Here is a 25,370-nt window from a genome sequence, read left to right as displayed (position 1 = left end):
CCAGGGGACTTCCACCCCAATCGATCGCCCATGCTGGGCGCACCACGACGAGGGCGCCCCGGAGTCCGGGGCGCCCTCGTCCGCGTACGGCCGGCCGTCAGCCCTTCCGCGCCGACTCGGCGCCGTCCTTCGCATCAGTCGCATCAGTCGCGTCCGCCACGTCGGCCGCGTCGCTCGCATCGGCCGCTTCCCGCGCGTCTTCCTTCGCGTCCCCGGCATCCCGCGCCTTGGCGTCCTCCTTGCCGTCGGCGGCGCCGGCCTCCTCGCCGGAGGCGGTCCCGCCCGGTTCGACCTCGGCCTCCCGGCCCGGCCGCTTCTTGGCGGACACCCAGATGTAGGTCACCGCGAGCAGGAAGACGAGCAGCGCGGTCCAGTTGTTCAGCCGCAGGCCCAGGATGTGGTGGGCCTCGTCGACCCGCATGTACTCGATCCAGAACCGGCCCACGCAGTACGCGGCGACGTACAGGGCGAACGCCCTGCCATGGCCCATCCTGAAGCGGCGGTCGGCCCAGATGACCAGGAAGCCCACGCCGACGCACCACAGCGATTCGTACAGGAACGTCGGGTGGTAGTACCCCGGCACCCGGCCGTCCGCCGCGGAGGTGATGTGCACCGCCCATGGAACGTGCGTCTCCCGGCCGTACAGCTCCTGGTTGAACCAGTTGCCCCAGCGGCCGATCGCCTGTGCGAAGGCGATGCCCGGTGCCACCGCGTCGGCGTACGCCGGCATCGGGATGCCCCGGCGCCGGGCGCCGATCCACGCACCCAGCGCACCGAGCGAGATCGCGCCCCAGATACCGAGGCCGCCCTCCCACACCTTGAAGGCGTCCACCCAGTCACGGCCCTCGCTGAAGTACAGCTCGTAGTCCGTGATCACGTGGTAGAGCCGGCCGCCGACCAGGCCGAACGGCACGGCCCAGACCGCGATGTCGGCCACCGTGCCGGCCCGCCCGCCACGGGCGATCCAGCGCTTGTTGCCGAGCCAGACGGCAACGAAGACGCCGATGATGATGCAGAACGCGTAGCCGCGCAGCGGGATCGGGCCGAGGTACAGCACCCCGCGCGACGGGCTGGGAATGTAGGCAAGTTCCATGGCAGGGTCGACGCTACCGCAGCCGGAGGGGGGCCACGTCAAGCAGCCCGGCTACGGCTCCATAACAGGCCCGGCGCCGCACTCGTCTTCTCGTCCTCCCTCGGTCAACCCTTGTCGGCCGCCTCCACCGTCTGCTTCAGCTTCGTCGGGGTCATGCTCCGGTCCTGCAGGATGTTCTTCCCGTTCAGCAGGACGGTCGGGGTGCCCGAGAAGCCGCCGGCGTTGAAGGCATGGTGGGACTTGTCGACCCAGCTGTCGTGCGTGCCGTCCTTGACGCACTTGGTGAAGGCCGGGGTGTCCAGGCCGCTCACCTTGCCGGCCAGCTGGATGAGCTTGCCGTTGTCGGCGTAGGCGTCGTCGGTCTCCTTGGGCTGGTTCTCGAACAGCACGTCGTGGTACGCGGGGAACTTCCCGGCGTCCTGGGCGCAGGCCGCCGCGTTGGCCGCGCGCAGCGAGCCGCTGCCGCCGAGGTTGCCGTCGATCAGCCTGACCAGGTGGTACTCGACTCTGAGCTTGCCGGAGCCGGTCAGCTCACGGAGCGTCGGGCGGTACGCCGCCTCGAAGGCCTGGCAGGCCGGGCAGCGGAAGTCCTCCCACACGGTGAGCGTCGACCTGGCGCTGCCCTTGCCGACCGGGATCGCCAGGCTGTCCTTGCCCTGCGCGCCCGAGGGCGCCACGACCGGGCCCGCGCTGCTCTTCTTGCTCTTGCCGGAGTTGGCGGCCAGCAGGCCGATCACCGCCGCCAGCCCCAGGACGCACACGACGGTCGCGGCCACGATCAGCGTGCGCCGCCGCCTCTCCGCGGCCTTCTGCTTCTCGCGCTCGACCGCCAGCCGCTGCCGGGCGGTGCGCTTTCCCTGATGGTTCTTCTCGCTCACACCCCCAGAACGAACCGGGGAGGCGCATTGCGCCCCCCCGGTCCCAGGACCACCCGTTCGGGTGACCGAATCTTCCGCCGCGGCCCGCCGCGGCTGTCGTTACGCCTGTCCGCGCACGCCGCTCGCCAGCTCGCCCGCGAGCGCGCGGACGGCCTCGAGGCCGGCCGCGGGGTCCGGGGCGTCCAGCATCCGCTTGACGAAGGCGGAGCCGACGATCACCCCGTCGGCGAAGCCGGCGACCTCGGCGGCCTGGGCGCGGCTGGAGACGCCGAGACCGACGCACACGGGCAGTCCGGTGCCGGTGGCCCGGATCCGCTCGACCAGTTCCTGGGCCTGCGCGCCCACCGACTCGCGGGTGCCGGTGACGCCCATCAGCGAAGCGGCGTAGACGAACCCGGAGCCCGCCGCGGTGATCTCGGCGAGCCGCTCGTCCTTGCTGCTCGGCGCCACGACGAACACCGTCGCGAGGCCGTGCTTCTCGGCGTGCTCCCGCCACAGCGCCGACTCCTGGACCGGCAGGTCCGGCAGGATGCAGCCGGCGCCGCCCGCCTCGGCGAGCTCGGCGGTGAAGCGCTCGACGCCGTAGCGGTCGATCGGGTTCCAGTACGTCATGACGAGCACGGGCTTGCCGGTGGCCGCGTGGGCCTCCTCGACCGTCCGCATCACGTCCGCGATCTTGACGCCGCCGCGCAGCGCGATGTCGTCGGCGGTCTGGATGACGGGCCCGTCCAGGACCGGGTCGCTGTGCGGCAGCCCGACCTCGACGACGTCCGCGCCCCCGTCGAAGACGGCCTTGATCGCGTCGATGCCGCCGTCCACGGTCGGAAAGCCGGCCGGCAGATAGGCGATGAGCGCGGACCGGCCCTCCGCCTTGGCACCCGCGAGGGTGTCGTTCAGCAGCTGAATGTTGCCGCTCACTTGGCGTCCCCCTCGATCTCGGCGGTGTCGGCCTCGTCGGCGGCCACCTCGGCGTCGGTGTCGTACAGGTCGAAGTAGCGGGCGGCGGTGTCCATGTCCTTGTCGCCGCGCCCGGACAGGTTGACCACGATCAGCCCGTCCTCGCCCAGCTCCCGGCCGACCTCCAGGGCCCCGGCCAGCGCGTGGGCGCTCTCGATCGCCGGGATGATGCCCTCGGTGCGCGACAGCAGGCGCAGCGCCTGCATGGCCGCGTCGTCGGTGATCGCGCGGTACTCGCCGCGCCCGGAGTCCTTGAGGTAGGAGTGCTCGGGGCCGATGCCCGGGTAGTCCAGACCGGCCGAGATCGAGTACGGCTCGGTGATCTGGCCCTCCTCGTCCTGCAGGACGTAGGAGCGGGAGCCGTGCAGGATGCCGGGCTCGCCGGCGGTCAGCGCGGCCGCGTGCTCGCCGGTCTCGATGCCGCGTCCGGCGGGCTCGCAGCCGATGAGGCGTACGCCGGTGTCCGGGATGAAGGCGTGGAAGAGGCCGATGGCGTTGGAACCGCCGCCGACGCAGGCGATGGCCGCGTCGGGCAGGCGCCCGGCGCGCTCCAGGAGCTGGCGGCGGGCCTCGACGCCGATGACCCGGTGGAAGTCGCGGACCATGGCCGGGAAGGGGTGCGGCCCGGCGACGGTGCCGAACAGGTAGTGGGTGCGGTCGACGTTGGCGACCCAGTCGCGGAACGCCTCGTTGATGGCGTCCTTCAGCGTGCGGCTGCCGGACTTCACGGCCACGACCTCGGCGCCGAGCATGCGCATCCGGGCCACGTTCAGGGCCTGTCGCTCGGTGTCGATCTCACCCATGTAGATCGTGCACTCGAGCCCGAACAGGGCACAGGCGGTGGCGGTCGCGACGCCGTGCTGGCCGGCGCCGGTCTCCGCGATCACGCGCGTCTTGCCCATGCGCTTGGTGAGCAGCGCCTGGCCGAGCACGTTGTTGATCTTGTGGGAGCCGGTGTGGTTGAGGTCCTCGCGCTTGAGGAACACGCGGGCGCCGCCGGCGTGCTCGGCGAAGCGGGGCACCTCGGTGAGGGCGCTGGGCCGGCCGGTGTAGTTGACGAGCAGGTCGTCGAGCTCGCGGGCGAACTCGGGGTCGGCCTTCGCCTTGTCGTACTCGACGGCGACCTCGTCCACGGCGGCGACGAGGGCCTCCGGGATGAACTTGCCGCCGAACGCCCCGAAGTAGCCTTCGGGACTGGGGACTTGACCCTCCGGGTCGGGGATGAAGAATTCGCTGGGCATGCTGGAACCTCACGGTGAGTGCGGACACTGATCGCCGTGGGGGCGGGGATTGTCAGGCGGCTGTCGGCCGTCTGTGGCTCGGCGTGCCCGCGCGGCGGAGCCGCATGATCGGGCACAGCCCCGCGCCCCTAAACGGGGCGCTGCCATCGCATGCCGTTCACCTGGCCCGGCTCGTCGCCGATGACGTACCGCACCCTACGGCCGTGTACGCGCCGTGCGGGCGCGCGGCACCCCCGGGGCCGGCAGCCGCGCGCGAGGCGGGCGTACGGGTCCCTGGAGGGCTCGGTGCGGAGGGACACGGGTCAGCCCCGTCCGTGCCGCAGTGCCGGGTGCGCCCCGGCCGCCACCAGGTCGGCGACCGCCGTCTTCGGGTCACGGCCGGTGACGAGGGACTCGCCGACCAGGACCGCGTCGGCGCCGGCGTTGGCGTAGGCGATGAGGTCGTGCGGGCCGCGGACTCCGGACTCGGCGACCTTGACGATGCCGTCCGGGATCTCCGGCGCCAACCGCTCGAAGGTGTCGCGGTCGACCTCGAGCGTCTTCAGGTTGCGCGCGTTGACGCCGATCACCTTGGCACCGGCGGCCACCGCGCGCTCGACCTCCTCCTCGTCGTGGGCCTCGACCAGCGGGGTGAGTCCGATGGACACCGCGCGCTCGATCAGCGACTCCAGGGCCGGCTGGTCGAGGGCGGCGACGATCAGCAGGGCGAGGTCGGCGCCGTAGGCCCGGGCCTCCCACAGCTGGTAGGAGGTGACGATGAAGTCCTTGCGCAGGACGGGGATGTCCACGCGCGCGCGGACCGTCTCCAGGTCCGCCAGCGAACCGCCGAAGCGGCGCTCCTCGGTCAGCACCGAGATGACGGAGGCGCCGCCGGCCTCGTAGTCCGCGGCGAGGCCGGCCGGGTCGGCGATCGCGGCCAGCGCGCCCTTGGACGGGCTGGAGCGCTTGACCTCGCAGATCACCTTGACGCCGTCGCCCTTGAGCGCGGCCACGCCGTCCTTGGCGGCGGGAGCCTTGGCCGCGCGCTCCTTGAGCTCGTCGAGGCTGACGCGCGCCTGCCGCTCCGAAAGGTCGGCACGGACTCCGTCGATGATCTCGTCGAGCACACTCACGCGAGCGGCCCCCTTCCAGACGGTGGACTGTTCTGATCGAGCGGCCTCCGGTGGCCCGCCCGGAACGGATCCGGCGGATCGGGCGGATCCGGCACGGTCCGGCAGACCAAGTAGATCAAGCGGGCGAAAACCGGTGGTCACTGCGATGGTAGCCGGACCTGGGCGCGGGTCTCGCATCCGGGCTACGGCGGTCCCACTAGCTGGACATATGCCGATCGGTCAAGGCCGGAGCCAGCTGCCGAACGGCAGGTTCCGGACAACGGTGAACGCCACCAGGAGCACGCCGAGGCTCCACAGGTGCACCGGCCCGAGTGCGATCCGCGGCGGCCGCCCGCGCGCCGCACGGACCGCCCAGAGCGTCCAGAACACGGCGAAGGCCAGGAAGCCCACGACGGCCAGGGCGTTGTCCTGCAGGGCCGCCGGGACGTCCCCGTGGGCGAGGGCGTGGGCGCTGCGCAGCCCGCCGCAGCCGGGGCAGTGGACGCCCGCGTAGCGCAGCAGGGGGCACACCGGGTAGTGGCCCGGTTCGTTGGGGTCCACCGCCCCGACGTAGGCGAAGGCGCCGGCGACGGCGGTCAGGACCCCGGCGGGTACGGCGAGCCGGCCCAGCACGGCCGTGGCGCTCATCGGGACGGCCGGCTCGTCCTGCGCGTGCCTCGGGCGGGGTATGGGCGTCCGGCCGCGCGTCACCCTCCGGCTGTCGGTGTTCACGCCTCGCATTCTGCCCCGGACCGGGCGCACGCGCGCGAGGGGCGGCGCGGGGGCCGCCCCTCGACCTCCCGCGTCGTACGGGTCCGCCGGGTGGGCCTCAGCCCTCGGCGCGGACCGGCTCGCGGTCCTCCTGCTTGCTTCCGACCTGGTGGACCGGGTGCTCGTCCTTCTGCCCGAGGCCCATCGTGCGCATGACCCCGCCGACGACAGCGCCGGCCAGCGTGATCCCCATGCCGACCCAGAAGCCGACCGGCTGGGCCATCACCATGAAGGCGCCCGCGACGCAGAAACCGATGAAGGCGATGATGACACCGGTCCAGGCGGCCGGGGTGTGACCGTGGTGGCTGCTGCCCGCCATGACTTGCTCCTCGTTGCTGTGTACCTGTCTGAGCCGGACGCTCGCGTCCATTGTCCCGTACGCGTGCACCTGGCGTGAGCGGGGGTGGCTCCCTGCCACACCCGTTTCATCACGACGGGAAGGCGCCGCTCGGGGCGGCGGTCAGCCGGGTTCGGTGCCGGTGGGGTCCTCGCCGCGGTCCAGGGCCTTCCACAGATCCTCCGGGCGGTCGGGGTCGACCGGGCGGGGCGCGCGGGAGCGGGGCGCCCCGGAGCGCTCGTAGCGGCCGGACATGGCCGGCCACAGGCGGCCGTAGCGCAGGGCGAGCAGGCCGGCGAGGAGGAGCAGCACGCCGCCGACGGCCGCGACGTAGGGCCAGCCGGTGTGGCTGAGCGCGGCGGCGGTCGCGGCGGTGTCGCCGGAGGTCTGGGCGGCCTTCTCGTCGAGGGTGGAGCTGTCGGAGGCGCCGAGCAGGGCGGCGGCGACCGTGCCGGCGCCGGACAGCGCGAGCAGGGCGGCGACCAGATGGCGACCGGCCCGGCGGACGGCGAACACGGCGACGAGCGCGGCCAGGCCCACTATGGCGAGCGCCGCGGGCACGCCGGTGACCTCGCTGCCCTTGGCGGTCAGGGGGAAGGCGCCGCCGGCCACCGTCGCGGTGCCCTCCGCCCAGCGTTGCCGGGTGGCCAGCAGCGCCACGGCCGCGCCGAGCGCACCGCACAGCAGGGCGACGGCGAGGCTCCGGCGGCCGGACCGGGCGGGGGCGGCGGCTTCGGAACGGGAGTGGGGTACAGCAGTCACGTACTCCACTATCGCGTGAACCCCGGGCGCGGCGTCACCCGGGGTTCACGTGGGGGACGTGAGAAAGGCCCTATTGCCCCAGCCGGTTGGCGGTGTGCACGGCGCGCAGTACGGCCGCCGCCTTGTTGCGGCACTCCGTGTCCTCGGCGACCGGGTCGGAGTCGGCGACGATGCCGGCGCCCGCCTGGACGTAGGCCGTGCCGTCGCGCAGCAGGGCGGTGCGGATGGCGATGGCGGTGTCGGAGTCGCCGGCGAAGTCCAGGTAGCCGACGCAGCCGCCGTACAGCCCGCGCCGGGACGGCTCGAGTTCGTCGATGATCTGCATCGCGCGCGGCTTCGGCGCGCCGGACAGGGTGCCGGCCGGGAAGCAGGCGGTGAGCACGTCGAAGGCGGTACGGCCCGCCGCGACCCGCCCGGTCACGGTGGAGACGATGTGCATCACGTGCGAGTACCGCTCGATGGACATGAAGTCGACGACCTCCACGGAGCCCGGTTCGCAGACCCGGCCCAGGTCGTTGCGCCCGAGGTCGACGAGCATCAGGTGCTCGGCGCGCTCCTTGGGGTCGGCGAGCAGCTCCTCGGCGAGGGCCTGGTCCTCCTGCGGGGTGGCGCCGCGCGGCCGGGTGCCGGCGATGGGGTGCACCATGGCCCGCCCCTCCTCGACCTTCACCAGCGCTTCCGGGCTGGACCCGACGACGTCGAAGCCGTCGAAGCGGAACAGGTACATGTACGGCGAGGGGTTGGTGGCCCTGAGGACCCGGTAGACGTCCAGCGCACTCGCCGTGCACGGCGTCTCGAAGCGCTGCGAGGGGACGACCTGGAAGGCCTCGCCCGCGCGGATGCGTTCCTTGACGTCGTCCACGGCCGCCTGGAAGTCCTTGCCACCCCACAGGGCGGTGTACTCGGGCAGTTCGGAGGGCGGCAGTGCGGCCGGGGGCTGGGCGACGGGGCGGGCCAGGTCCGCCTCCATGGCGTCCAGGCGGGCCACGGCGTCGGCGTAGGCCTCGTCGACGCCGGTGTCCAGGTCGTTGTGGTTGATCGCGTTGGCGATCAGCAGGACCGTGCCGTCCCAGTGGTCGAGGACCGCGAGGTCGGAGGTGAGCAGCATGGTCAGCTCGGGCAGCCTCAGATCGTCCCGCTCGCCGGGGCCGATCTTCTCCAGGCGGCGCACGACGTCGTAGCCGAGGTAGCCGACCATGCCGCCGGTGAAGGGCGGCAGGCCCAGGTCGTGGGCGAGGTCGCGGGGGGTGTGCAGGGCCTCGACGGTGGCGCGCAGGGCGGCGAGCGGGTCGCCCTCGGCGGGGACGCCGACCGGCGGGGTGCCGAGCCAGTGGGCCTGGCCGCCGCGCTCGGTGAGGGTCGCGGAACTGCGTACGCCGACGAAGGAGTAGCGGGACCATGTGAACGCAGTGCGGCCGTTCTCGGCGGACTCCAGCAGGAAGGTGCCGGGGCGCTCGGCGGCGAGCTTGCGGTAGAGCGCGACCGGGGTGTCGCCGTCGGCGAGGAGCTTGCGGGTGACCGGGATGACGCGGCGGTCGCCGGCCAGCTTGCGGAACGTCTCGAGGTCCATGGCGGCCGACCCTACTGACCTTCGGCCGGTGCGCCGGAATCGGCGTCCTCGAGCAGGACGTCGGCGTCGAAGCAGGTGCGGTCGCCGGTGTGGCAGGCGGCTCCCACCTGGTCGACCTTGACCAGAACGGTGTCGGCGTCGCAGTCGAGGGCGACGGACTTGACGTACTGCACGTGCCCGGAGGTGTCGCCCTTGACCCAGTACTCCCGGCGGCTGCGCGACCAGTAGGTGCAGCGGCCGGTGGTCAGCGTGCGGTGCAGCGCCTCGTCGTCCATCCAGCCGAGCATCAGTACCTCGCCGGTGTCGTACTGCTGGGCGATCGCGGGCAGGAGCCCGTCGGCGCTGCGCTTGAGGCGCGCCGCGATCTCGGGGTCGAGGCTGCTGGTGGGGGGTGTGCCGGGCGTGCTGGTCATGGGTGCCATTGTGCCGCGCGGCACTGACAGCGGGGCCGTGTTGTCCACTGTGCGGACTCGGTGCGTAGCCGTAGGCTGACCTTATGTCGACCTTTGCCAAGCGTGAACGGCTCCTGCTCGCCGATCTCTTGGAGACCGCCGGCCCCGAAGCGCCCACCCTCTGCGAGGGCTGGCTCACCCGTGACCTCGCCGCGCACGTGGTGGTGCGCGAGCGGCGCCCCGACGCGGTCGGCGGCCAGCTGGTCAAGCAGCTCGCGCCCCGTCTGCGGAAGGTGATGGAGGAGTACACCGACAAGCCGTACGAGGAGCTGGTCCAGCTGATCCGTACCGGACCGCCGCGCTTCTCACCCTTCCAGCTCAAGCAGATCGACGAGATGGCCAACACCGTCGAGTTCTACATCCACTCGGAGGACGTGCGCCGTGCCCAGCCCGACTGGTCGCCGCGCGAGCTCGATCCGGTCTTCCAGGAGACCCTGTGGTCCCGCCTGGAGCGCACCGCCCGGCTGCTGGGCCGGGGCATCCCGACCGGCCTGGTCCTGCGCCGCCCCAACGGCGAGACGACCGTCGCCCACCGGGGCACGCCGGTGGTGACGGTGACGGGCGAGCCGTCGGAGCTGCTGCTGTTCGCGTTCGGCCGGCAGAGCGCCGCCCACGTCGAAGTGGACGGCGACAAGGACGCGATCACGAAGCTGTCGGAGACCAAGCAGCTGGGGCTCTGACCCACGCCGAAACAGTGGTCAGCGTGGCAGTTCGACGCGCCGCAGGTCGCGGGCGGCCAGGGCGACGACGCCGCCCAGCCCGCACACCACCGCGCTGACGACGAACACCGGTCCGGTCCCCCAGGCCCCGATCGCGGCGGCGGACAGCGGCATGCTGAGCGGGGCGAAGCCCAGGCTGACCAGACCGGCCACGGCGGTGACCCGCCCGAGGTAGGCCGGGTCGGCCTGGGTCTGCAGCAGCGCCCCGCACAGGGCGCCGCTGAGGCCGGCGAGAAGGCCGATCAGCACGGCCACCCCGGTGGCGGCGACGACGCTCGGAACATGGGCGAGGGCGCCGATGGCCACGGAGCCGGCGATGATCGCGTACGCGGCCGTGTGTCCGGCGTACGGCACCCGGCCGCGCACGGCCAGCAGCAGGGAGGCCGCGCCCGCCCCGGTGCCGAATCCGGCCAGTACCCAGCCCATGCCGGAGGCTCCCCAGCCGCGTTGGTCGGCCAGCAGGGCCAGGCCCACGTTGAGCGGGGCGACGAAGCCGAGGTCGCCGAGGGCGATGGCCAGCATCAGCGGGCCGAGGACGCGGTGGCGGCGGATGTAGCGCAGGCCGCCCAGCAGGTCCCGCCAGGCGGTGGAGTCACCGGCGTCCGCGGTGTCGTCCCGCGGCAGCTCCCGGATTCGTACGGAGACCAGCAGCGGCACGGACACGGCGATCAGCAGCCCGGCGAGCCCGAACGCCGCCGCGGCACCTCCGAGCGCGACCCCGAGACCGCCGAGCGGCGCGCCGACGACACTCGCGAACCGGATCGCCAGCCCCCGCATGCCCTGCACGCGCGCGAGCTGCCCACGGCTCGTCACGCGCGCGGGGAGGGCGCCCACGGCCGGCATGAAGACGGCATCGACGGTGCCGAAGACGAGGGCGAGCACGGCCAGCGGCCACAGACCAGGACTGGTCGTCCAGAGCAGCGCCGCCACCGCGAGCACGGCCGCGCACCGCACGACATCGCTGCCGATGACGACCTTGCGCGGCCCGAGCCGGTCGGCGACCACTCCCCCGCCCAGCATGAGCAGTGCCCTGGGCAGCGCGCTGACCGCCATGACGACCCCGGCCTGCGCGGGCGATCCCGCACGGATCGCCGCCCAGGACAGCGCGATGTAGTAGATGTTGTCGCCGACCATCGAGGCGGTGTAGGCGGCGAGCCAGCGCTGGACGTTCCCGTCACGGTGGGCGGGGCGTTCGAACGCGGGTGTGGCGGCGGATATGGCGGGCACGGTGGTCAACGAACCGGGTGTCCCGCCTCCCTCAGTGTCTCCTTGACCTGCCCGATGCGCAGGTCCCCGAAGTGGAACACCGAGGCGGCCAGCACCGCGTCCGCGCCCGCGGCGACGGCCGGGGGGAAGTCGGTGAGCTTGCCGGCGCCGCCCGAGGCGATCACCGGGACCGTGACGTGCTTGCGGACGGCGGCGATCATCTCCAGGTCGTAGCCGTCCTTGGTGCCGTCGGCGTCCATGGAGTTGAGCAGGATCTCGCCGGCGCCCAGCTCGGCCGCCCGGTGGGCCCACTCGACCGCGTCGGTGCCGGTGCCGCGGCGGCCGCCGTGGGTGGTCACCTCGAAGCTCCCGGAGGGGGTCCGGCGGGCGTCGACCGACAGGACCAGCACCTGGCGGCCGAAGCGTTCCGCGATCTCCCGGATCAGGTCGGGGCGTGCGATCGCGGCGGTGTTGACGCCCACCTTGTCCGCGCCCGCCCGCAGCAGCCGGTCCACGTCCTCGGCCGTACGGACGCCACCACCGACCGTCAGCGGGATGAACACCTGTTCGGCGGTGCGGCGCACCACGTCGTACGTCGTCTCCCGGTTGCCCGAGGACGCGGTGATGTCCAGGAACGTCAGCTCGTCGGCGCCCTCGGCGTCGTACACCTTGGCCATCTCGACGGGGTCGCCCGCGTCACGCAGGTTCTGGAAGTTGACGCCCTTGACGACCCGGCCGTTGTCCACGTCCAGGCAGGGGATGACTCGGACCGCCAGGGTCATGAATCCACGGCTCCTCTGAATGCCTCTACTTCGACTTCGACCAGGATGCGCGGATCGACGAAGCCCTCGACCACCAGCAGCGTCGAGACCGGGCGCACCGAGTCGAACAGTTCCTTGTGGGCCCGGCCCACCTCGTCCACATCCCGCAGATGGGTCAGGTACATCCGGGTCCTGAGCACCGACTCGGGGCCGAGCCCGAACTCGGCGATCGCTTCCAGCGCGCTGGTGAAGGCCACCTTGGCCTGTTCGTACGGATCGCCCTCCCCGTACAGCACGCGGCCCTTGAAGGCCGTTGTGCCGGACACCAGGACACGGTCGCCCGCCGCGACGGCGCGTGCGAAACCGAAGGTCTCTTCCCAAGGACTTCTGCTCTGCACGCGCCGCACGGCTTCCGACGTCATGACGCCACTGCCTCCAAGGCCTCTTCCAGGGTGAACGCCTTCGCGTACAGGGCCTTCCCGACGATGGCGCCCTCGACACCGAGCGGCACGAGGCCGGCGATCGCACGGAGGTCGTCGAGCGAGGAGACGCCGCCGGAAGCCACCACCGGACGGTCCGTCGCCGCGCAGACGTTCTTCAGCAGCTCCAGGTTGGGGCCCTGCAGCGTGCCGTCCTTGGCGATGTCGGTGACGACGTAGCGCGCGCAGCCCTCCTTGTCCAGGCGCTCCAGCGTCTCGTACAGGTCGCCGCCGTCGCGGGTCCAGCCGCGGCCGCGCAGGGTGGTGCCCCGTACGTCCAGGCCGACCGCGATCCTGTCGCCGTGCTCGGCGATGACCTTGGCGACCCACTCGGGGCTCTCCAGGGCGGCCGTGCCCAGGTTCACGCGCGTGCAGCCGGTGGCCAGGGCGGCGGCGAGGGTGTCGTCGTCGCGGATGCCGCCGGACAGCTCCACCTTGATGTCCATCGCCTTGGCCACCTCGGCGATCAGCTCGCGGTTGTCGCCGGTGCCGAACGCGGCGTCGAGGTCGACCAGGTGCAGCCACTCGGCGCCCGAGCGCTGCCAGGTCAGGGCGGCCTCGAGGGGAGAGCCGTAGGAGGTCTCGGTCCCGGACTCGCCGTGCACGAGGCGGACGGCCTGGCCGTCGCGGACGTCGACGGCGGGGAGGAGTTCGAGCTTCGAAGCCATCAGAGGGTTCCGATCCAGTTGTTCAGCAGCTGCGCTCCGGCGTCGCCGGACTTCTCGGGGTGGAACTGCGTGGCCCACAGGGCGTCGTTCTCCACGGCGGCCACGAAGGGCTTGCCGTGGGTGGCCCAGGTGACCTTGGGGGCGCGCAGCACCGGGTTGTTCGTCTCCAGCCTCCAGTCGTGGACGGCGTAGGAGTGCACGAAGTAGAAGCGGGCGTCCGCGTCCAGGCCGGCGAACAGCTCCGAGCCGGCCGGCACCTCCACGGTGTTCCAGCCCATGTGGGGCACGACGTCCGCCTGGAGCGGCTCCACCGTGCCGGGCCACTCGTCCAGGCCCTCGGCCTCCACGCCGTGCTCGATGCCGCGCGCGAAGAGGATCTGCATACCGACGCAGATGCCCATCACCGGGCGCCCGCCGGCCAGCCGGCGCTCGATGACCCAGTCGCCGCGCGCCTCCTTCAGGCCCCGCATGCAGGCGGCGAAGGCGCCCACGCCCGGCACCAGCAGACCGTCGGCGTTCATCGCCTTGTCGTAGTCGCGGGTGATCTCGACCTCGGCTCCCGCGCGCGCGAGGGCCCGCTCGGCCGAGCGCACGTTGCCGAAGCCGTAGTCGAGGACGACGACCTTCTTGGCCTTGCCAGGGATGGTCAATTCCACACCTCCAGCCGCATCACGCCCGCGACGAGGCACAGTGCCGCGCCGACGGACAGCAGCACGATGAGGCTCTTCGGCATCTGCTGCTTGACGAAGGAGATGATGCCGCCGGCCAGGAACAGGCCGACGACGATCAGCAGGGTCGACGGGCCGGTCACAGCGCGCCCTTCGTGGACGGGATGATGCCCGCCGCGCGCGGGTCCCGCTCGGAGGCGTACCGCAGGGCCCGGGCCAGCGCCTTGAACTGGCACTCCACGATGTGGTGCGCATTGCGCCCGTAGGGCACGTGCACGTGCAGCGCGACCTGGGCCTGGGCGACGAAGGACTCCAGGATGTGCCGGGTCATCGTGGTGTCGTACTCGCCGATCATCGGCGCCATGTTCTCGGGCTCGGTGTGCACGAGGTAGGGGCGGCCGGACAGGTCGACGGTGACCTGGGCGAGGGACTCGTCCAGGGGAACCGTGCAGTTGCCGAAGCGGTAGATGCCCGCCTTGTCGCCGAGGGCCTGCTTGAAGGCGGCGCCGAGCGCGAGGGCGGTGTCCTCGATGGTGTGGTGGGAGTCGATGTGCAGATCGCCGTCGGTCTTCACGGTCAGGTCGAACAGACCGTGCCGGGCGAGCTGGTCGAGCATGTGGTCGTAGAAGCCGACTCCGGTGGCGATGTCGGCCTTGCCGGTGCCGTCGAGGTCGATCTCGACGAGGACCGAGGTCTCCTTGGTGGTGCGCTCGATCCTTCCAAAGCGTCCCTCGCGAGTCATCCGCTCTGCTCCTGTTCCTTCTTCAGTTCACGAACCGCGTCGAGGAACGCGTCGTTCTCCGCAGGCGTCCCGGCGGTGACCCGCAGCCACCCCGGTACGCCGTTGTCACGGACCAGGACGCCCCGGTCCAGGATCCTCTGCCAGGCGGTGTGGGAGTCCTCGAACCGCCCGAACTGGATGAAGTTGGCGTCCGACTCCGTCACCTCGTAGCCGATCGCACGCAGTTCGGCGACCAGCCGGTCACGCTCGGACTTCAGCTGCTCGACGTAGCCGAGCAGGGTGTCGGTGTGTTCCAGGGCGGCCAGCGCCGTCGCCTGTGTGACCGCCGACAGGTGGTACGGCAGCCGGACCAGCTGTACGGCGTCCACGACCGCCGGGTGCGCGGCGAGGTAGCCCAGGCGCAGCCCGGCGGCGCCGAACGCCTTCGACATGGTCCGCGAGACGACCAGGTTCGGCCGGCCGTCCAGCAGCGGCAGCAGCGAGGCCCCGTGGCTGAACTCGATGTACGCCTCGTCCACGATCACCATGGACGGCTTGGCCGCCTGCGCGGCCTCGTACAGCGCGAGGACGGTCTCGGGCGGGACCGCGTTGCCCGTGGGGTTGTTGGGCGTGGTGACGAAGACGACGTCCGGGCGGTGCTCGGCGATCGCCTTCTCGGCGGTGGGGAGGTCGATCGTGAAGTCCTCGGCCCGCGGCCCGGAGATCCAGCCCGTGCCCGTGCCGCGCGCGATGAGCGCGTGCATGGAGTACGACGGCTCGAAGCCGATCGCGGTGCGGCCCGGCCCGCCGAAGGTCTGCAGCAGCTGCTGGATGACCTCGTTGGAGCCGTTGGCCGCCCAGACGTTGTCGACGCCGACCGGGTGCCCGCCCGTGCGCGTCAGGTACCGGGCGAGTTCGGTGCGCAGCTCGACCGCGTCCCGGTCCGGGTAACGGTTGAGGTTCCGGGCGGCCTCGCGCACCCGCTGCGCGATCCGCTCGACCAGCGGCTCGGGCAGCGGGTAGGGGTTCTCGTTGGTGTTCAGCCGTACGGGGACGTCCAGCTGGGGCGCGCCGTAGGGGGACTTGCCGCGCAGCTCGTCCCGTACGGGAAGATCGTCGATTTCGAAGCTCACTTGCTCGTCGGTACCTTCCACCCGAACCTCGCCTTGATCGCCGCGCCGTGCGCCGGCAGGTCCTCCGCCTCGGCCAGCGTCACCACGTGGTGGGCGACCTCGGCGAGGGCGTCCTCGGTGTAGTCCACGATATGGATGCCGCGCAGGAAGGACTGCACGGACAGGCCCGAGGAGTGGCAGGCACAGCCGCCGGTCGGCAGCACGTGGTTGGAGCCGGCCGCGTAGTCGCCGAGCGAGACGGGCGCCCATGGGCCGATGAAGATCGCGCCGGCGTTGCGCACCCGGTCGGCGACCGCGGCGGCGTCGGCGGTCTGGATCTCCAGGTGCTCGGCGCCGTAGGCGTCGACCACGCGCAGACCCTCGTCCAGGCCGTCGACCAGGACGATCGCGGACTGCCTGCCGGACAGGGCCGGGCGGATCCGGTCCTCGACGTGCTTGGTCGCCGCGACCTGCGGCTCCAGTTCCTTCTCGACCGCGTCGGCGAGCTCCACGGAGTCGGTGACCAGGACGGCGGCGGCCAGCGGGTCGTGCTCGGCCTGGCTGATCAGGTCGGAGGCGACGTGGACGGGGTCGGCCGTGGCGTCGGCGAGGACCGCGATCTCGGTGGGGCCGGCCTCGGCGTCGATGCCGATCCTGCCGGTGAAGTGGCGCTTGGCCGCGGCGACCCAGATGTTGCCGGGGCCGGTGACCATGTTGGCGGGCGGGCAGGACTCGGTGCCGTACGCGAACATCGCGACGGCCTGGGCGCCACCGGCCGCGTACACCTCGTCGACGCCGAGCAGGGCGCAGGCGGCGAGGATCGTCGGGTGCGGCAGCCCGCCGAACTCGGCCTGGGGAGGCGAGGCGAGCGCGATCGACTCGACGCCGGCCTCCTGGGCGGGCACGGCGTTCATGACCACGGAGGACGGGTAGACCGACCGGCCGCCCGGCGCGTACAGCCCGACGCGCTCGACCGGCACCCACTTCTCGGTCACCGAGCCGCCGGGCACCACCTGGGTGGTGTGGGTGGTGCGGCGCTGTTCGCGGTGGACGAGCCGGGCGCGTCGGACGGACTCCTCCAGGGCGGCGCGCACGGCCGGGTCCAGCCGCTCCAGCGCGTCCTCGAGGGCCTGGGCCGGGACCCGCACCGACTCCAGGCGTACGCCGTCGAACTTCTCGGCGAAGTCGATCAGCGCCGCGTCGCCACGATGATGCACGGCCTCGCAGATCGGACGCACCTTCTCCAGGGCGGCCTGAACGTCGAAGTCGGCTCGGGGCAGCAGGTCGCGCAGGGCGGGGCCCTCGGGAAGGGCGTCGCCGCGCAGATCGATTCGGGAGATCACGGTTTCAATTCTCTCAGACCGCGCACGGGCCCCGTCCGTCCGTATCAGTGGCTGATACGGAACCCCGCGACTTCCGGACTCCAGTCTCGCGCGGCCCCCGCGGAAAAGGTCCGTCACTGTTCGCGTTCAGTCCGTCACACAACGGGCATGACCCGTTGTACGCATCGCAGAACCCACGAGTAGCCGGGGAAGGAGGGAAGACCGTGACCGAGGAGGTCGGCATCCGCGCCGGGGACCCGCCCGAGGACCTGACCGCCACCGAGGCGGGAATGTGGCAGGCCTTCCGCAACGGGAGCGTGTACGACCTGCGCAGCGGGGACGCCGCGGTCGACGACCCGCACGGCGGCCTGCCGTGGGGACCCGAGCGGGCCGTACGCGCCCGTGTCGTCTGCTGGCTGCTGCTGGACGGCCCGCCCGCGCTCGCCGGGCGTGTGTCGTCCCTGAAACTGACCGGCCTGCGGATCACGGGCACCCTGGACCTCGCCGGGGGCACGGTGGTGCCGTACGTGGAGATGAAGGGCTGCCGGTTCGAGCGGCAGGTCCTCCTGCCGGAGGCCCGCTTCACGACCGTACGGCTGGTGGACTGCTCGGTGCCGCGTCTGGAGGCGGCCCGTGTGCACACCGAGGGCGACCTGCACCTGTCGCGCTGCCGGTTCCCGGGCGGGATACGGCTCACCGACGCGCAGATCGGCACGGACCTGCTGCTCGACCAGGCGGTCGTGCACCAGGACCGCGCGGGCCGCTCGATCGCCGCCGACGGGATGACGGTCGGCCAGGACCTCCAGGCGGAGCTGCTTCAGGCGCACGGCGAGTTCAGCCTGCGCAGCGCGAAGATCGGCGTCTCGCTGAGCCTGCGCGGGGCGCGGCTGGCGGGCGCGCGGGCGCGGTTCGCGCTGAATGCGCCCCAGCTGACCGTCGAGCGCACCCTGTACCTCACCCCGGCGGGCCTGGGCAGCCCGCTGAGCGGCGTGACCCCCGCGCGCGGGACCCGGGTCCAGCCCTTCGAGTGCCGGGGCGGGGTGCGCCTGGACGACGGGCGGTTCGGGGACGCGGTCGACCTGGAGCGGGCCCGGTTCTCCTTCACCGACGAGCAGGAGCTGTCGCTGCGCCGGGTGCAGACGCCCGAGCTGCGCTTCCTCGGGGAGAAGCCGCCGCGCGGCAAGGTGGTGCTGTCCGGGGCGCGGATCGTCACCCTCGTCGACCGGGCGAGCAGCTGGCCCGGCCCGGGCAGCCTGCACATGGGCGGCTTCGTCTACGAGAACCTGGTGCCGAGGGGCCCGTTCCCGCTGACCGAGCGGCTGGACTGGGTGGCGGCGGCGACCGCCGAGTACAACCCGGAGCCGTACGAGCGGCTGGCCGCCGTGCTGCGGGAGGCGGGCGAGGACGAGGACGCGCGCGAGGTGTTGCTCGCCAAGCAGCGCCGCCGCCGCGAGACCCTGCCGCTCGCCGCCAAGCTCGTGGGCTACGTCCAGGACTGGACGGTGGCCTACGGGTACCGTCCCGGCCGGGCCGCGGTGTGGATGGCCGTGCTGTGGGCGGCCGGCTCGCTCGCGTTCACGCACGCCGGCCGGCCGCCCCCGGCCGGCCCGGGCGAGCACCCCCCGTGGAACCCCGCCCTCTTCGCCCTGGACCTGCTCCTGCCGGTCGTCGACCTCGGCCAGGCGAGCCGGTGGCAGTTGAGCGGCGGCTGGCAGTGGCTCGCCGCGGCCCTGATCCTCCTCGGCTGGACCCTGGCCACCACGGTGGCGGCGGGGGCGACCCGGCTGCTGCGGCGCAACTAGGACCTCGGTCGCCGAAGGGGCACCTTTTACCTGCTCTTGACCGTCCGTCGTACAACTTTCCCCGGCTTGCCCACACCCTCTGGCGCGCCACGACCTGCGGTCTTTCAATGGTCGGCACCATGGCTCTGCTCCCCCCGTTCATCCGCCCCACCCGTACCACCAGAGGCGCGCCGTGCCCCGCCGCCGGGTTCCCCGCCGACGACGAGGTGCTCCTCGACGCGCCCGACGAACATCTCGGCTCGGCGCTGGTCGCCGCCGCCCAGGGCGCGTACGGTCCCGCCGCCGGCCTGCTCGCCGCCACCCGCCGGCAGGCCCGCTGGGAGGACCGCGACCGGTACGCGACCCGGCTGGCCGCCTTCGCCCGCTCGCGCACCGAGTGGCTGGACGCCTGGCGCGCCGCCGCCCCGCGGGACCCGGACGCGCTGCTGGTCGCCGCCCAGCTCGCGGTCGACCGCGCCTGGCCCTCGCCCGCACGGGCCGAGCTGCTGCGCGAGGTCAGCCCGCTGATCACGGCCGCCGCGCGCGCCGACGACCGCGATCCGGTGCCGTGGCGGGTCGCGCTGGACCACGCGCGCGGCAGCCGCGCCGGACACCGGTACTTCGAGGAGCTGTGGGAGGCCGCGGTCCGCCGCGCCCCGCACCACTACGGCTGCCACGTCGCCGCCCTGCGCTACCTGGCCTCCTGCTGGCACGGCTCCCACCGCGAGTGCTTCGACTTCGCCGACCTGGCCGCCCAGGACGCCCCGGCCGGCTCGCTCGTCCAGGCGCTGCCGCTGCGGGCCGCCTTCGCCTATCTGACCGACGGCTGCGGGTCCGAGGTGCCGCGGGCCCGGCTGGACGCGGCCGCCGACCGGGCGATCGCCCTGTCCGCCGTCCTCCCGGCGGCCGTGCCCTGGCCCTCGGAGATCCGCAACCTGCTGACCTGCGTCCTGGTGCGTCTCGGCCGCCGGGAGGACGCCCTGGTCCAGCTGCGCCTCATCGGCCCGTACGCCACCTCGTTCCCCTGGGACCGGCTGTCGGACGACCCGCTGGGCCTGTTCCTCACGCTGCGCCGCGACACAGGGGCGGCACCGCTCGCGCGGCCGTCCCTGCGGCCGCGAAGAGAGCGCGGCGGACGCGACCGCTCCCGCGACCATTAGGCTTTTGCGCCGTGACCACCGTCCGCCTCCCGCTCTTCCCGCTGAACTCGGTGCTGTTCCCGGGGCTGGTGCTCCCCCTGAACGTCTTCGAGGAGCGCTATCGCGCCATGATGCGCACGCTGCTGAAGACCCCCGAGGACGAACCGCGCCGGTTCGCCGTCGTGGCCATCCGCGACGGCCACGAAGTGGCCGCGAGCGCCCCCGGCATGCCCGATCCGACGGCCCTGCCCGAGCGCGGCGCCGCGGCCGGGTTCGGCTCCGACCCGGCCAAGGCGTTCCACGGCGTGGGCTGCGTGGCGGACGCGGCGACCGTACGGGAGCGGGCCGACGGCACCTTCGATGTGCTGGCCACCGGCACCACCCGGGTGCGGCTGCTGTCGGTGGACGCCTCCGGCCCGTTCCTCGTGGCCGAGCTGCAGGAGCTGACCGAGGAGCCCGGCGACGAGGCGGGCGCGCTGGCCGAGGGGGTGCTGCGGTCCTTCCGCCAGTACCAGAAGCGGCTGGCGGGCGCGCGGGAGCGGTCGCTGTCCACGGGCGCGGAGCTGCCGGACGAGCCGAGCGTGGTGTCGTACCTGGTGGCGGCGGCGATGGTGCTCGACACGCCGACCAAGCAGCGGCTGCTCCAGGCGCCCGACACCTCCTCCCGGCTGCGCGACGAGCTGAAACTGCTGCGCGCGGAGACGGCGATCATCCGTACTCTGCCGTCGCTGCCGGCGGCGGAGCTGACGCGCGGCGCGACCAGCCTGAACTGAGAGCTCCGTACATGGCGAAGAAGACGAAGAAGCAGCAGGAAAAAGGAGCGCGCGAAGCGCATCCGAACAAGGGTGGCGGCGGGCGGCGGGCGGGAGGGACGCCGGCGACGGTGGCCCTGACGTCCGCGGGCGTGGAGTACACGGTCCACGCCTACGACCACGACCCCTCCCACCCCTCCTACGGCGAGGAGGCCGCCGAGGCGATGGGCGTCTCCCCGGACCGGGTCTTCAAGACCCTGGTCGCCGACGTCGACGGCACGCTGACGGTGGCCGTGGTGCCGGTGGCGGGCTCCCTGGACCTCAAGGCCCTGGCGGCAGCGGTCGGCGGCAAGCGCGCGGCCATGGCCGACCCCACACTCGCGGAACGCACCACGGGCTATGTCCGCGGCGGCATCTCACCCCTGGGCCAGCGCAAGAGACTCCCCACGGTCCTGGACGACTCGGCCACCGCCCACCCCACGATCTGCGTCTCGGCGGGCCGAAGGGGCCTGGAGGTGGAACTGTCACCGGCCGACCTGGCCAACCTGACGAACGCGACCCTGGCCCCGATCGGGCGCTCGTAGCTACGGGCAGTCGTGCCGCACAGCCTGCGGGCGGTCGTGCCTTCCCCAGTGCTGAACGCCTGGGTGGACCCCCAGGGTGATGGGGGCCCCTGTTCGAGCGGAGTCGAGAACTTGGGGGAGGGTGGGCTGCGGGTCCCCCAGGTCGAAGAGCTTGGGGGGAGGAACCCCGCAGGCGCGGGCAAGCGCCCCCACACGACGGCAACCACCACCGACGCGCACCGAAAACTACGGCGCCGAAGACTCCTCGTACGGCTCCGGATCCCGCGGCCCGAACAGCGCCGTCACCCCGAGGTGAACGACCAACGCGGCCAACGGCCAAGCCAGCAACGCCCCCGACGCCCCCAACTTCAGCGGCGCCGAGAACGTAACCCCCTTGCCCACCGCCTTGGCGTGGGCGATCACGTCCCGCTCGGGCCCCAGCGCCACCCCCAGCCGCCAAGCCAGCAGCGACCCCAGCAGCCCCCCGGCGCACAGCGCCACCACCAGCGGCACGCCCCCACGCCGCCGCGCCAGGAAGACGACCACCGCGCTCACGGCGCCGAACGCCAGCCCCAGCAGTGTGAACGTTCCGTCGACCCCGACCGCCTGTTCCCCCTCGGTGTCCTTGAGGTAGACGACCCAGTTGCTCCCGGACACGTCCCCGACCAGCGGCACCCGCGGCGCCAGCCACAGCCAGAGCAGCCCCAGCAGCACCCCGCCGAGCGCCACGGCCACCAGGACGACGACGGCCTCCCGGATCTCGGCCTTCAGCCCGGGGCCGTCCTGGTCGTAGGCGGTCACCGGCCGGGCTCCGGGAGGCGGCACCTGCCGGCCCCGCTCGGCTTCGGGGTGCCCGGGGAACCGGAACGGCTGTGAGGGCCGCCGGTGCGGCGGCGGAGGCGGAGTCAACGGAGCGGTCACCTCGTCATCGTGCCAGTTGCGTCGAAAACCCGCGTCACCGGACGGCCGCCCGGCGATACGCCCAGGTGGCGACGGTCAGCGAGACCACCCCGACCCCGGCGCAGACGGCCATGTCGGTGAACACGAGCGCCCAGTCGGGACGGGCCGTGAAGGTGCGCGCGTACGCCTCCACGCCGTACGTCGACGGCAGCAGGTCGCGCAGCAGCCGTATCGCCTCCGGCATGCGGTCGGGGGGCAGCACGCCGAGCAGCAGCGCCGCCGACATACCCAACTGTCCGAACAGAGTGGCGAGTTCCGGGCGCGGCGCGAGCAGCCCGCAGGCGGCGCCGAGTCCGGAGAGCGCGGCGCCGGCGAGCGGGATCACCGCCACCAGCACCCACAGGTTGCCCAGCGGCAGCCCGAACAGCACGGACCCGAACACGGCGGTCACGAGCGCACCCGGCACCGTGAAGGACGCGTACGCGGCCGCCGCGCCCAGCACCACGGCCGCGGGTGGCACCGGCAGCGTCGCGTAGTGGTCGAGCCCGCCGCTGGCCCGCAGCTGCCCGAAGTACTGGGCGAGCAGGTTCAGGGCGACGTAGGCGACCACGACGATCGACGCGCCGGCCACCACGTACTGGGCCTCACTGCCTCCGCTGACCACGCCCCGCATCATGATCATGATGCCGACGGACTGGAAGGTCGCCACGAACAGCAGCGGGATCCGCGCCACGCGCGCGCGTGACAGCTGGGCCCGGTACACGGCGGCCAGCGACGGCCGCAGCCGCGCCGGCGGCCCGAGCACGGCCGCCCGACCGGCACCGCCGTCCTGTGCGGCCGTCGTGCCCGGCAGCACACCGGCGGGTACGACACTCACGTCGAACTGCTCCTCTTCCCTACGGCGGACGCCGCCCCCACGGCGAACGCGGTGCGCGTGGCGGGTGCGGGCGCCGTTCCGGTCGCGTTCCCGGCGCCGGACGGGTTCCCCGCGGCGCCCGCGCGATCCCGCCGATCCTCCCATCGATCCGGTACGGATCGACCGGCCCGCGCGCTCACGCCTTCACCAGCCCCTGCCGGGCGGCGCCGCCCAGTGCCAAGTACACGTCCTCCAGGCTGGGCGTGGCCAGGGTGAAGTCGTCCAGGGCCGCGTAGGCGGCCCCGCCGGTGACCGTGGCGACGGCGGCGCGGGCCTCCTCGGGCGCGAGCCGCAGCGTCCAGCGGCGCCCCGACTCCACGGCCCGCTCCTTGAGGGCGGCGACCTCCGCCACCTCCAGGGGCGCCCGTTCCCGCCACACCAGTTCGACGTGCACCTCGCCGGAGACCCGCTCCTTGAGCGCGGCCGGGGTGTCGCAGGCGATGACCCGGCCCCGGTCGAGGACGGCGACCCGGTCGAGGACGGTCTCGGCCTCGATGACGTTGTGGGTGACCAGCACCACCGTGGTGCCGCGCTCGGCGCGCCGCCGGTCGACGGCGGACCACACCGCCCGCCGCGCCACCGGGTCCATGCCGGTGGTCGGCTCGTCGAGCACGAGCAGCGGGCGCTCGCCGATCAGCGCGGCGGCGAAGCAAGCGAGCCGCCGCTGGCCGCCGGAGAGCTTCTTCAGCGGGCGCCCGGCGATCGGCGCGAGGCCCAGTTCGTCCAGCACGGCGTCGCGCTCGGCGCGCGCCCGCCTGAGGTCCAGGCCGCGCAGCCGCCCGGTGGTCTCGGCGGCGAGGGAGACGGTCAGCTCGTCCAGGGCGCTGGACTCCTGCCCGAGGTAGGCGAGGATCCGCGCGGCCCGCTCGGGGTGGGCCACGATGTCGTGGCCGAGGATCCGTACGGTGCCGTGGTCGGGGCGCATCAGCCCGGTGAGCTGGCGTACGAGGGTGGACTTGCCGGCGCCGTTCGGACCGAGCAGTCCGAAGATCTCACCGCGCCGGACGTCGAGCTCGACCCCGTCGGTGGCCCGCACCTCGGGCGCCGCGGGTACGCCGCGCCGGCCGCGCAGCGCGGGATAGGTCTTGGTCAGTCCGCGCACCGCGCACACGACGTCGTCCCCGGGCCGAAGTGCCTGTACCGCGCGCGTACTCACAAAGGACGAGGGTACGGGGTCGGCGGGCTTCGCTCACCCTTGGGTCGGTCCCCGCCCGGTGAGGCCCGCCGCTCAGTCGCCCGCGGGAGCGTGCTCGGTGGAGGTCCGTACGTCGATCTCCCGCCAGAAACCGGCCCGGATGGCGTATCGGTCGTGCTCGTCGATCTGGTCGTCCTTGTGCGCGAGCAACCCGAACCGGGCGGCGTAGCGCAGCAGCTCGCCGTCGATGCGGTGCGGGATCCGCGGGTACATCGACGACAGCCTCTGCAGGTGCGCCTGGTCGCCCAGCCGTTCCACCCAGCGCCGGGCGAAGACCTGCCCGACCTCGTACGGGTCGCCGCCGACGGTCGTGATGTCCTCCTCCCGGTCCGCCCACCGCTGCTCGGCCGTGGTCAGCTGGGCGAGGGTCGGCATGGAGGCGGCCTCGGGGGGCTCGGCGGCCACGCCCGGGCGGTCCACCCAGCCGCGGTCGGAGGACCAGCGCAGGGTGGCCGTCGCGGGGTGCTGGGCGGGCGGGGCTCCAGGGGCGCGCAGCGCGGCGAGGTCCTTGGGGGTGGGTACGCCCTTGCCGGCCGGCGCCCGCTCCCCGGTGAGGTCGCGTCCGGTGGCGGCGGCCGGGTGCGGGCGCTGCTCGGCGGGGCGTTCGGCGGTGGTGCCGAGCGTGGACTCGGGCAGCGGCGCGGAGAGGATCGCGGCGATCTCGGGGCGGGGCGCGGGCGGGGGCGCGCAGACGCCGCCGAGGTCCTTGGCGCGGACGGCTTTGGTGATCCACGTACGGTCCAGGACGCGCCGTTCGTCGGCCTCGGCGACCAGGTCCTCGGACTGGTTGTAGTCGCCGTCGGCGGCCTGTACCGCCCACAGGTGGACGGCGACGCCGTGCTCCTTGGCGGCCATCATGCCGGGCAGCAGGTCGCCGTCGCCGGTGACGAGGACGACGTCGGAGCAGGCGCGGTTGCGGGCCAGTTCGGTGAGTTCGGCGTGCATGGCGGCGTCCACGCCCTTCTGCGCCCAGCGTCCGTCGCTGCGGGTGAGCGCGCCGAGCCGGACGGTGACCCGGGGCATCACGCGCAGCCGGCGGTGCTCGGGCTGCGGTACGCGGTCGGGGGCGCCGTCGAACCAGTAGATGCGCAGCAGGGGCCGCTGCGTGTCGGACTCGGCCTGTTCGCGCAGCCCCTGGACGAGGGCGGTGTGGTCCACGGTGATCCGGGACCGCGACGGTTCCCCGGCGAGGAGACTCGCGGCGGCCCCCAGCAGATACCCGGCGTCCACCAGGACGATGCAGCGGTCCACGCGATCCACCCTCTTTCCGGGAGGTTGCTTCGGGTTTGCTTCGGGCTTCCTTCGAGTCTGCCCGA

The 25,370-nt window shown here is 73.1% G+C and carries 29 protein-coding genes; 5 read left to right on the top strand and 24 right to left on the bottom strand.

What is annotated here, in order from left to right; all coding sequences use genetic code 11:
* Nucleotides 1-97: 97 nt before the first annotated feature.
* The 11 genes from lgt to hisI form a co-directional block, all read right to left on the bottom strand.
* Complete coding sequence (gene lgt / locus ACX25U_RS27040) at nt 98-1,093, bottom strand: prolipoprotein diacylglyceryl transferase (RefSeq protein ID WP_454383784.1); 996 nt, start codon at nt 1,091-1,093, stop codon at nt 98-100.
* Nucleotides 1,094-1,197: 104 nt separating this feature from the next.
* Complete coding sequence (locus ACX25U_RS27035; RefSeq protein ID WP_454383783.1) at nt 1,198-1,971, bottom strand: DsbA family protein; 774 nt, start codon at nt 1,969-1,971, stop codon at nt 1,198-1,200.
* A 99-nt stretch (nt 1,972-2,070) separates the two neighbouring features.
* Nucleotides 2,071-2,889, bottom strand: a complete 819-nt coding sequence (gene trpA / locus ACX25U_RS27030) for a tryptophan synthase subunit alpha (RefSeq protein WP_454383782.1) — start codon at nt 2,887-2,889, stop codon at nt 2,071-2,073.
* Complete coding sequence (trpB, locus tag ACX25U_RS27025; RefSeq protein WP_454383781.1) at nt 2,886-4,169, bottom strand: tryptophan synthase subunit beta; 1,284 nt, start codon at nt 4,167-4,169, stop codon at nt 2,886-2,888. The genes trpA and trpB overlap by 4 nt, the downstream gene beginning before the upstream one ends.
* Nucleotides 4,170-4,297: 128 nt before the next feature.
* Nucleotides 4,298-4,468, bottom strand: a complete 171-nt coding sequence (gene trpM, locus ACX25U_RS27020) for a tryptophan biosynthesis modulator TrpM (protein ID WP_454383780.1) — start codon at nt 4,466-4,468, stop codon at nt 4,298-4,300.
* Nucleotides 4,469-4,471: 3 nt separating this feature from the next.
* Nucleotides 4,472-5,281: an indole-3-glycerol phosphate synthase TrpC gene (gene trpC / locus ACX25U_RS27015; RefSeq protein WP_454383779.1), complete on the bottom strand. Its 810-nt coding sequence runs from the start codon at nt 5,279-5,281 to the stop codon at nt 4,472-4,474.
* Between the two features lie 219 nt (nt 5,282-5,500).
* A complete protein-coding gene (locus ACX25U_RS27010; protein ID WP_454394529.1) occupies nt 5,501-5,908 on the bottom strand; it encodes a DUF2752 domain-containing protein in 408 nt (135 codons plus the stop codon).
* 181 nt (nt 5,909-6,089) lie between these two features.
* On the bottom strand, nt 6,090-6,350 hold the full coding sequence (locus tag ACX25U_RS27005) for an HGxxPAAW family protein (protein ID WP_454383778.1): 261 nt from the start codon (nt 6,348-6,350) through the stop codon (nt 6,090-6,092).
* A 141-nt stretch (nt 6,351-6,491) separates the two neighbouring features.
* Nucleotides 6,492-7,139 carry a TIGR02234 family membrane protein gene (locus tag ACX25U_RS27000; protein ID WP_454383777.1) on the bottom strand — a complete coding sequence of 216 codons (648 nt, stop codon included), beginning with the start codon at nt 7,137-7,139 and terminating at the stop codon, nt 6,492-6,494.
* A 61-nt stretch (nt 7,140-7,200) separates the two neighbouring features.
* Nucleotides 7,201-8,700: an anthranilate synthase component I gene (locus ACX25U_RS26995; protein ID WP_454383776.1), complete on the bottom strand. Its 1,500-nt coding sequence runs from the start codon at nt 8,698-8,700 to the stop codon at nt 7,201-7,203.
* 11 nt (nt 8,701-8,711) lie between these two features.
* Nucleotides 8,712-9,113 carry a phosphoribosyl-AMP cyclohydrolase gene (gene hisI, locus ACX25U_RS26990; protein ID WP_454383775.1) on the bottom strand — a complete coding sequence of 134 codons (402 nt, stop codon included), beginning with the start codon at nt 9,111-9,113 and terminating at the stop codon, nt 8,712-8,714.
* Between the two features lie 83 nt (nt 9,114-9,196).
* On the opposite strand from hisI, the gene ACX25U_RS26985 reads away from it, so the two are divergent.
* Nucleotides 9,197-9,832: a TIGR03085 family metal-binding protein gene (locus ACX25U_RS26985; RefSeq protein WP_454383774.1), complete on the top strand. Its 636-nt coding sequence runs from the start codon at nt 9,197-9,199 to the stop codon at nt 9,830-9,832.
* Nucleotides 9,833-9,850: 18 nt separating this feature from the next.
* Here ACX25U_RS26985 and ACX25U_RS26980 read toward each other — a convergent pair whose 3' ends face one another.
* From ACX25U_RS26980 to hisD, 9 genes are read right to left on the bottom strand one after another with little or no spacing between them, the layout of a single operon-like run.
* Entirely contained in the window at nt 9,851-11,098 is a 1,248-nt protein-coding gene (locus ACX25U_RS26980; RefSeq protein WP_454383773.1) for an MFS transporter, read from the bottom strand.
* 5 nt (nt 11,099-11,103) lie between these two features.
* Nucleotides 11,104-11,859, bottom strand: a complete 756-nt coding sequence (gene hisF / locus ACX25U_RS26975) for an imidazole glycerol phosphate synthase subunit HisF (protein WP_454383772.1) — start codon at nt 11,857-11,859, stop codon at nt 11,104-11,106.
* Nucleotides 11,856-12,260, bottom strand: coding sequence for a RidA family protein (locus ACX25U_RS26970; RefSeq protein WP_454383771.1), 405 nt, complete (start codon nt 12,258-12,260; stop codon nt 11,856-11,858). Before ACX25U_RS26970 ends, hisF begins: the two co-directional genes overlap by 4 nt.
* Nucleotides 12,257-12,985 carry a bifunctional 1-(5-phosphoribosyl)-5-((5-phosphoribosylamino)methylideneamino)imidazole-4-carboxamide isomerase/phosphoribosylanthranilate isomerase PriA gene (priA, locus tag ACX25U_RS26965; RefSeq protein ID WP_454383770.1) on the bottom strand — a complete coding sequence of 243 codons (729 nt, stop codon included), beginning with the start codon at nt 12,983-12,985 and terminating at the stop codon, nt 12,257-12,259. The genes ACX25U_RS26970 and priA overlap by 4 nt, the downstream gene beginning before the upstream one ends.
* Nucleotides 12,985-13,629, bottom strand: coding sequence for an imidazole glycerol phosphate synthase subunit HisH (gene hisH, locus ACX25U_RS26960; protein ID WP_454394527.1), 645 nt, complete (start codon nt 13,627-13,629; stop codon nt 12,985-12,987). Before hisH ends, priA begins: the two co-directional genes overlap by 1 nt.
* 2 nt (nt 13,630-13,631) lie before the next feature.
* On the bottom strand, nt 13,632-13,796 hold the full coding sequence (locus tag ACX25U_RS26955; protein ID WP_454383769.1) for a hypothetical protein: 165 nt from the start codon (nt 13,794-13,796) through the stop codon (nt 13,632-13,634).
* Nucleotides 13,793-14,395 carry an imidazoleglycerol-phosphate dehydratase HisB gene (gene hisB, locus ACX25U_RS26950; RefSeq protein WP_454383768.1) on the bottom strand — a complete coding sequence of 201 codons (603 nt, stop codon included), beginning with the start codon at nt 14,393-14,395 and terminating at the stop codon, nt 13,793-13,795. Before hisB ends, ACX25U_RS26955 begins: the two co-directional genes overlap by 4 nt.
* A complete protein-coding gene (locus tag ACX25U_RS26945; RefSeq protein ID WP_454383766.1) occupies nt 14,392-15,507 on the bottom strand; it encodes a histidinol-phosphate transaminase in 1,116 nt (371 codons plus the stop codon). Before ACX25U_RS26945 ends, hisB begins: the two co-directional genes overlap by 4 nt.
* Nucleotides 15,504-16,829 (bottom strand): histidinol dehydrogenase, encoded by a 1,326-nt coding sequence (gene hisD / locus ACX25U_RS26940; RefSeq protein ID WP_454383764.1) that lies wholly within the window; start codon nt 16,827-16,829, stop codon nt 15,504-15,506. The genes ACX25U_RS26945 and hisD overlap by 4 nt, the downstream gene beginning before the upstream one ends.
* A 203-nt stretch (nt 16,830-17,032) precedes the next feature.
* Here hisD and ACX25U_RS26935 point away from each other — a divergent pair, with 203 nt between their 5' ends.
* The 4 genes from ACX25U_RS26935 (at nt 17,033) to ybaK (ending at nt 21,064) form a co-directional block, all read left to right on the top strand.
* Nucleotides 17,033-18,610, top strand: a complete 1,578-nt coding sequence (locus ACX25U_RS26935; RefSeq protein ID WP_454383762.1) for an oxidoreductase — start codon at nt 17,033-17,035, stop codon at nt 18,608-18,610.
* A 107-nt stretch (nt 18,611-18,717) separates the two neighbouring features.
* Nucleotides 18,718-19,749: a hypothetical protein gene (locus ACX25U_RS26930; RefSeq protein WP_454383760.1), complete on the top strand. Its 1,032-nt coding sequence runs from the start codon at nt 18,718-18,720 to the stop codon at nt 19,747-19,749.
* A gap of 11 nt (nt 19,750-19,760) precedes the next feature.
* The gene (locus ACX25U_RS26925; protein ID WP_454383758.1) at nt 19,761-20,501 is read left to right on the top strand and encodes an LON peptidase substrate-binding domain-containing protein; all 741 of its coding nucleotides are present in this window, start codon (nt 19,761-19,763) and stop codon (nt 20,499-20,501) included.
* A gap of 11 nt (nt 20,502-20,512) precedes the next feature.
* On the top strand, nt 20,513-21,064 hold the full coding sequence (ybaK, locus tag ACX25U_RS26920) for a Cys-tRNA(Pro) deacylase (protein ID WP_454383756.1): 552 nt from the start codon (nt 20,513-20,515) through the stop codon (nt 21,062-21,064).
* A 225-nt stretch (nt 21,065-21,289) separates the two neighbouring features.
* Here the strand turns inward: ybaK and ACX25U_RS26915 are convergent, their stop codons facing one another.
* From ACX25U_RS26915 to ACX25U_RS26900, 4 genes are all read right to left on the bottom strand, one after another.
* Nucleotides 21,290-21,964, bottom strand: a complete 675-nt coding sequence (locus tag ACX25U_RS26915) for an AAA family ATPase (protein WP_454383754.1) — start codon at nt 21,962-21,964, stop codon at nt 21,290-21,292.
* Between the two features lie 34 nt (nt 21,965-21,998).
* Complete coding sequence (locus tag ACX25U_RS26910; RefSeq protein ID WP_454383752.1) at nt 21,999-22,820, bottom strand: ABC transporter permease; 822 nt, start codon at nt 22,818-22,820, stop codon at nt 21,999-22,001.
* A 175-nt stretch (nt 22,821-22,995) separates the two neighbouring features.
* On the bottom strand, nt 22,996-23,970 hold the full coding sequence (locus ACX25U_RS26905) for an ABC transporter ATP-binding protein (RefSeq protein ID WP_454394525.1): 975 nt from the start codon (nt 23,968-23,970) through the stop codon (nt 22,996-22,998).
* A gap of 117 nt (nt 23,971-24,087) precedes the next feature.
* Nucleotides 24,088-25,305 carry an NYN domain-containing protein gene (locus ACX25U_RS26900; protein WP_454383750.1) on the bottom strand — a complete coding sequence of 406 codons (1,218 nt, stop codon included), beginning with the start codon at nt 25,303-25,305 and terminating at the stop codon, nt 24,088-24,090.
* Nucleotides 25,306-25,370 lie beyond the last annotated feature (65 nt).

Source organism: Streptomyces sp. JNUCC 63, assembly GCF_054366325.1.
The sequence above is the reverse complement of the archived record's forward strand: the minus strand, read 5'-3'. Positions and strand labels throughout refer to the sequence as shown.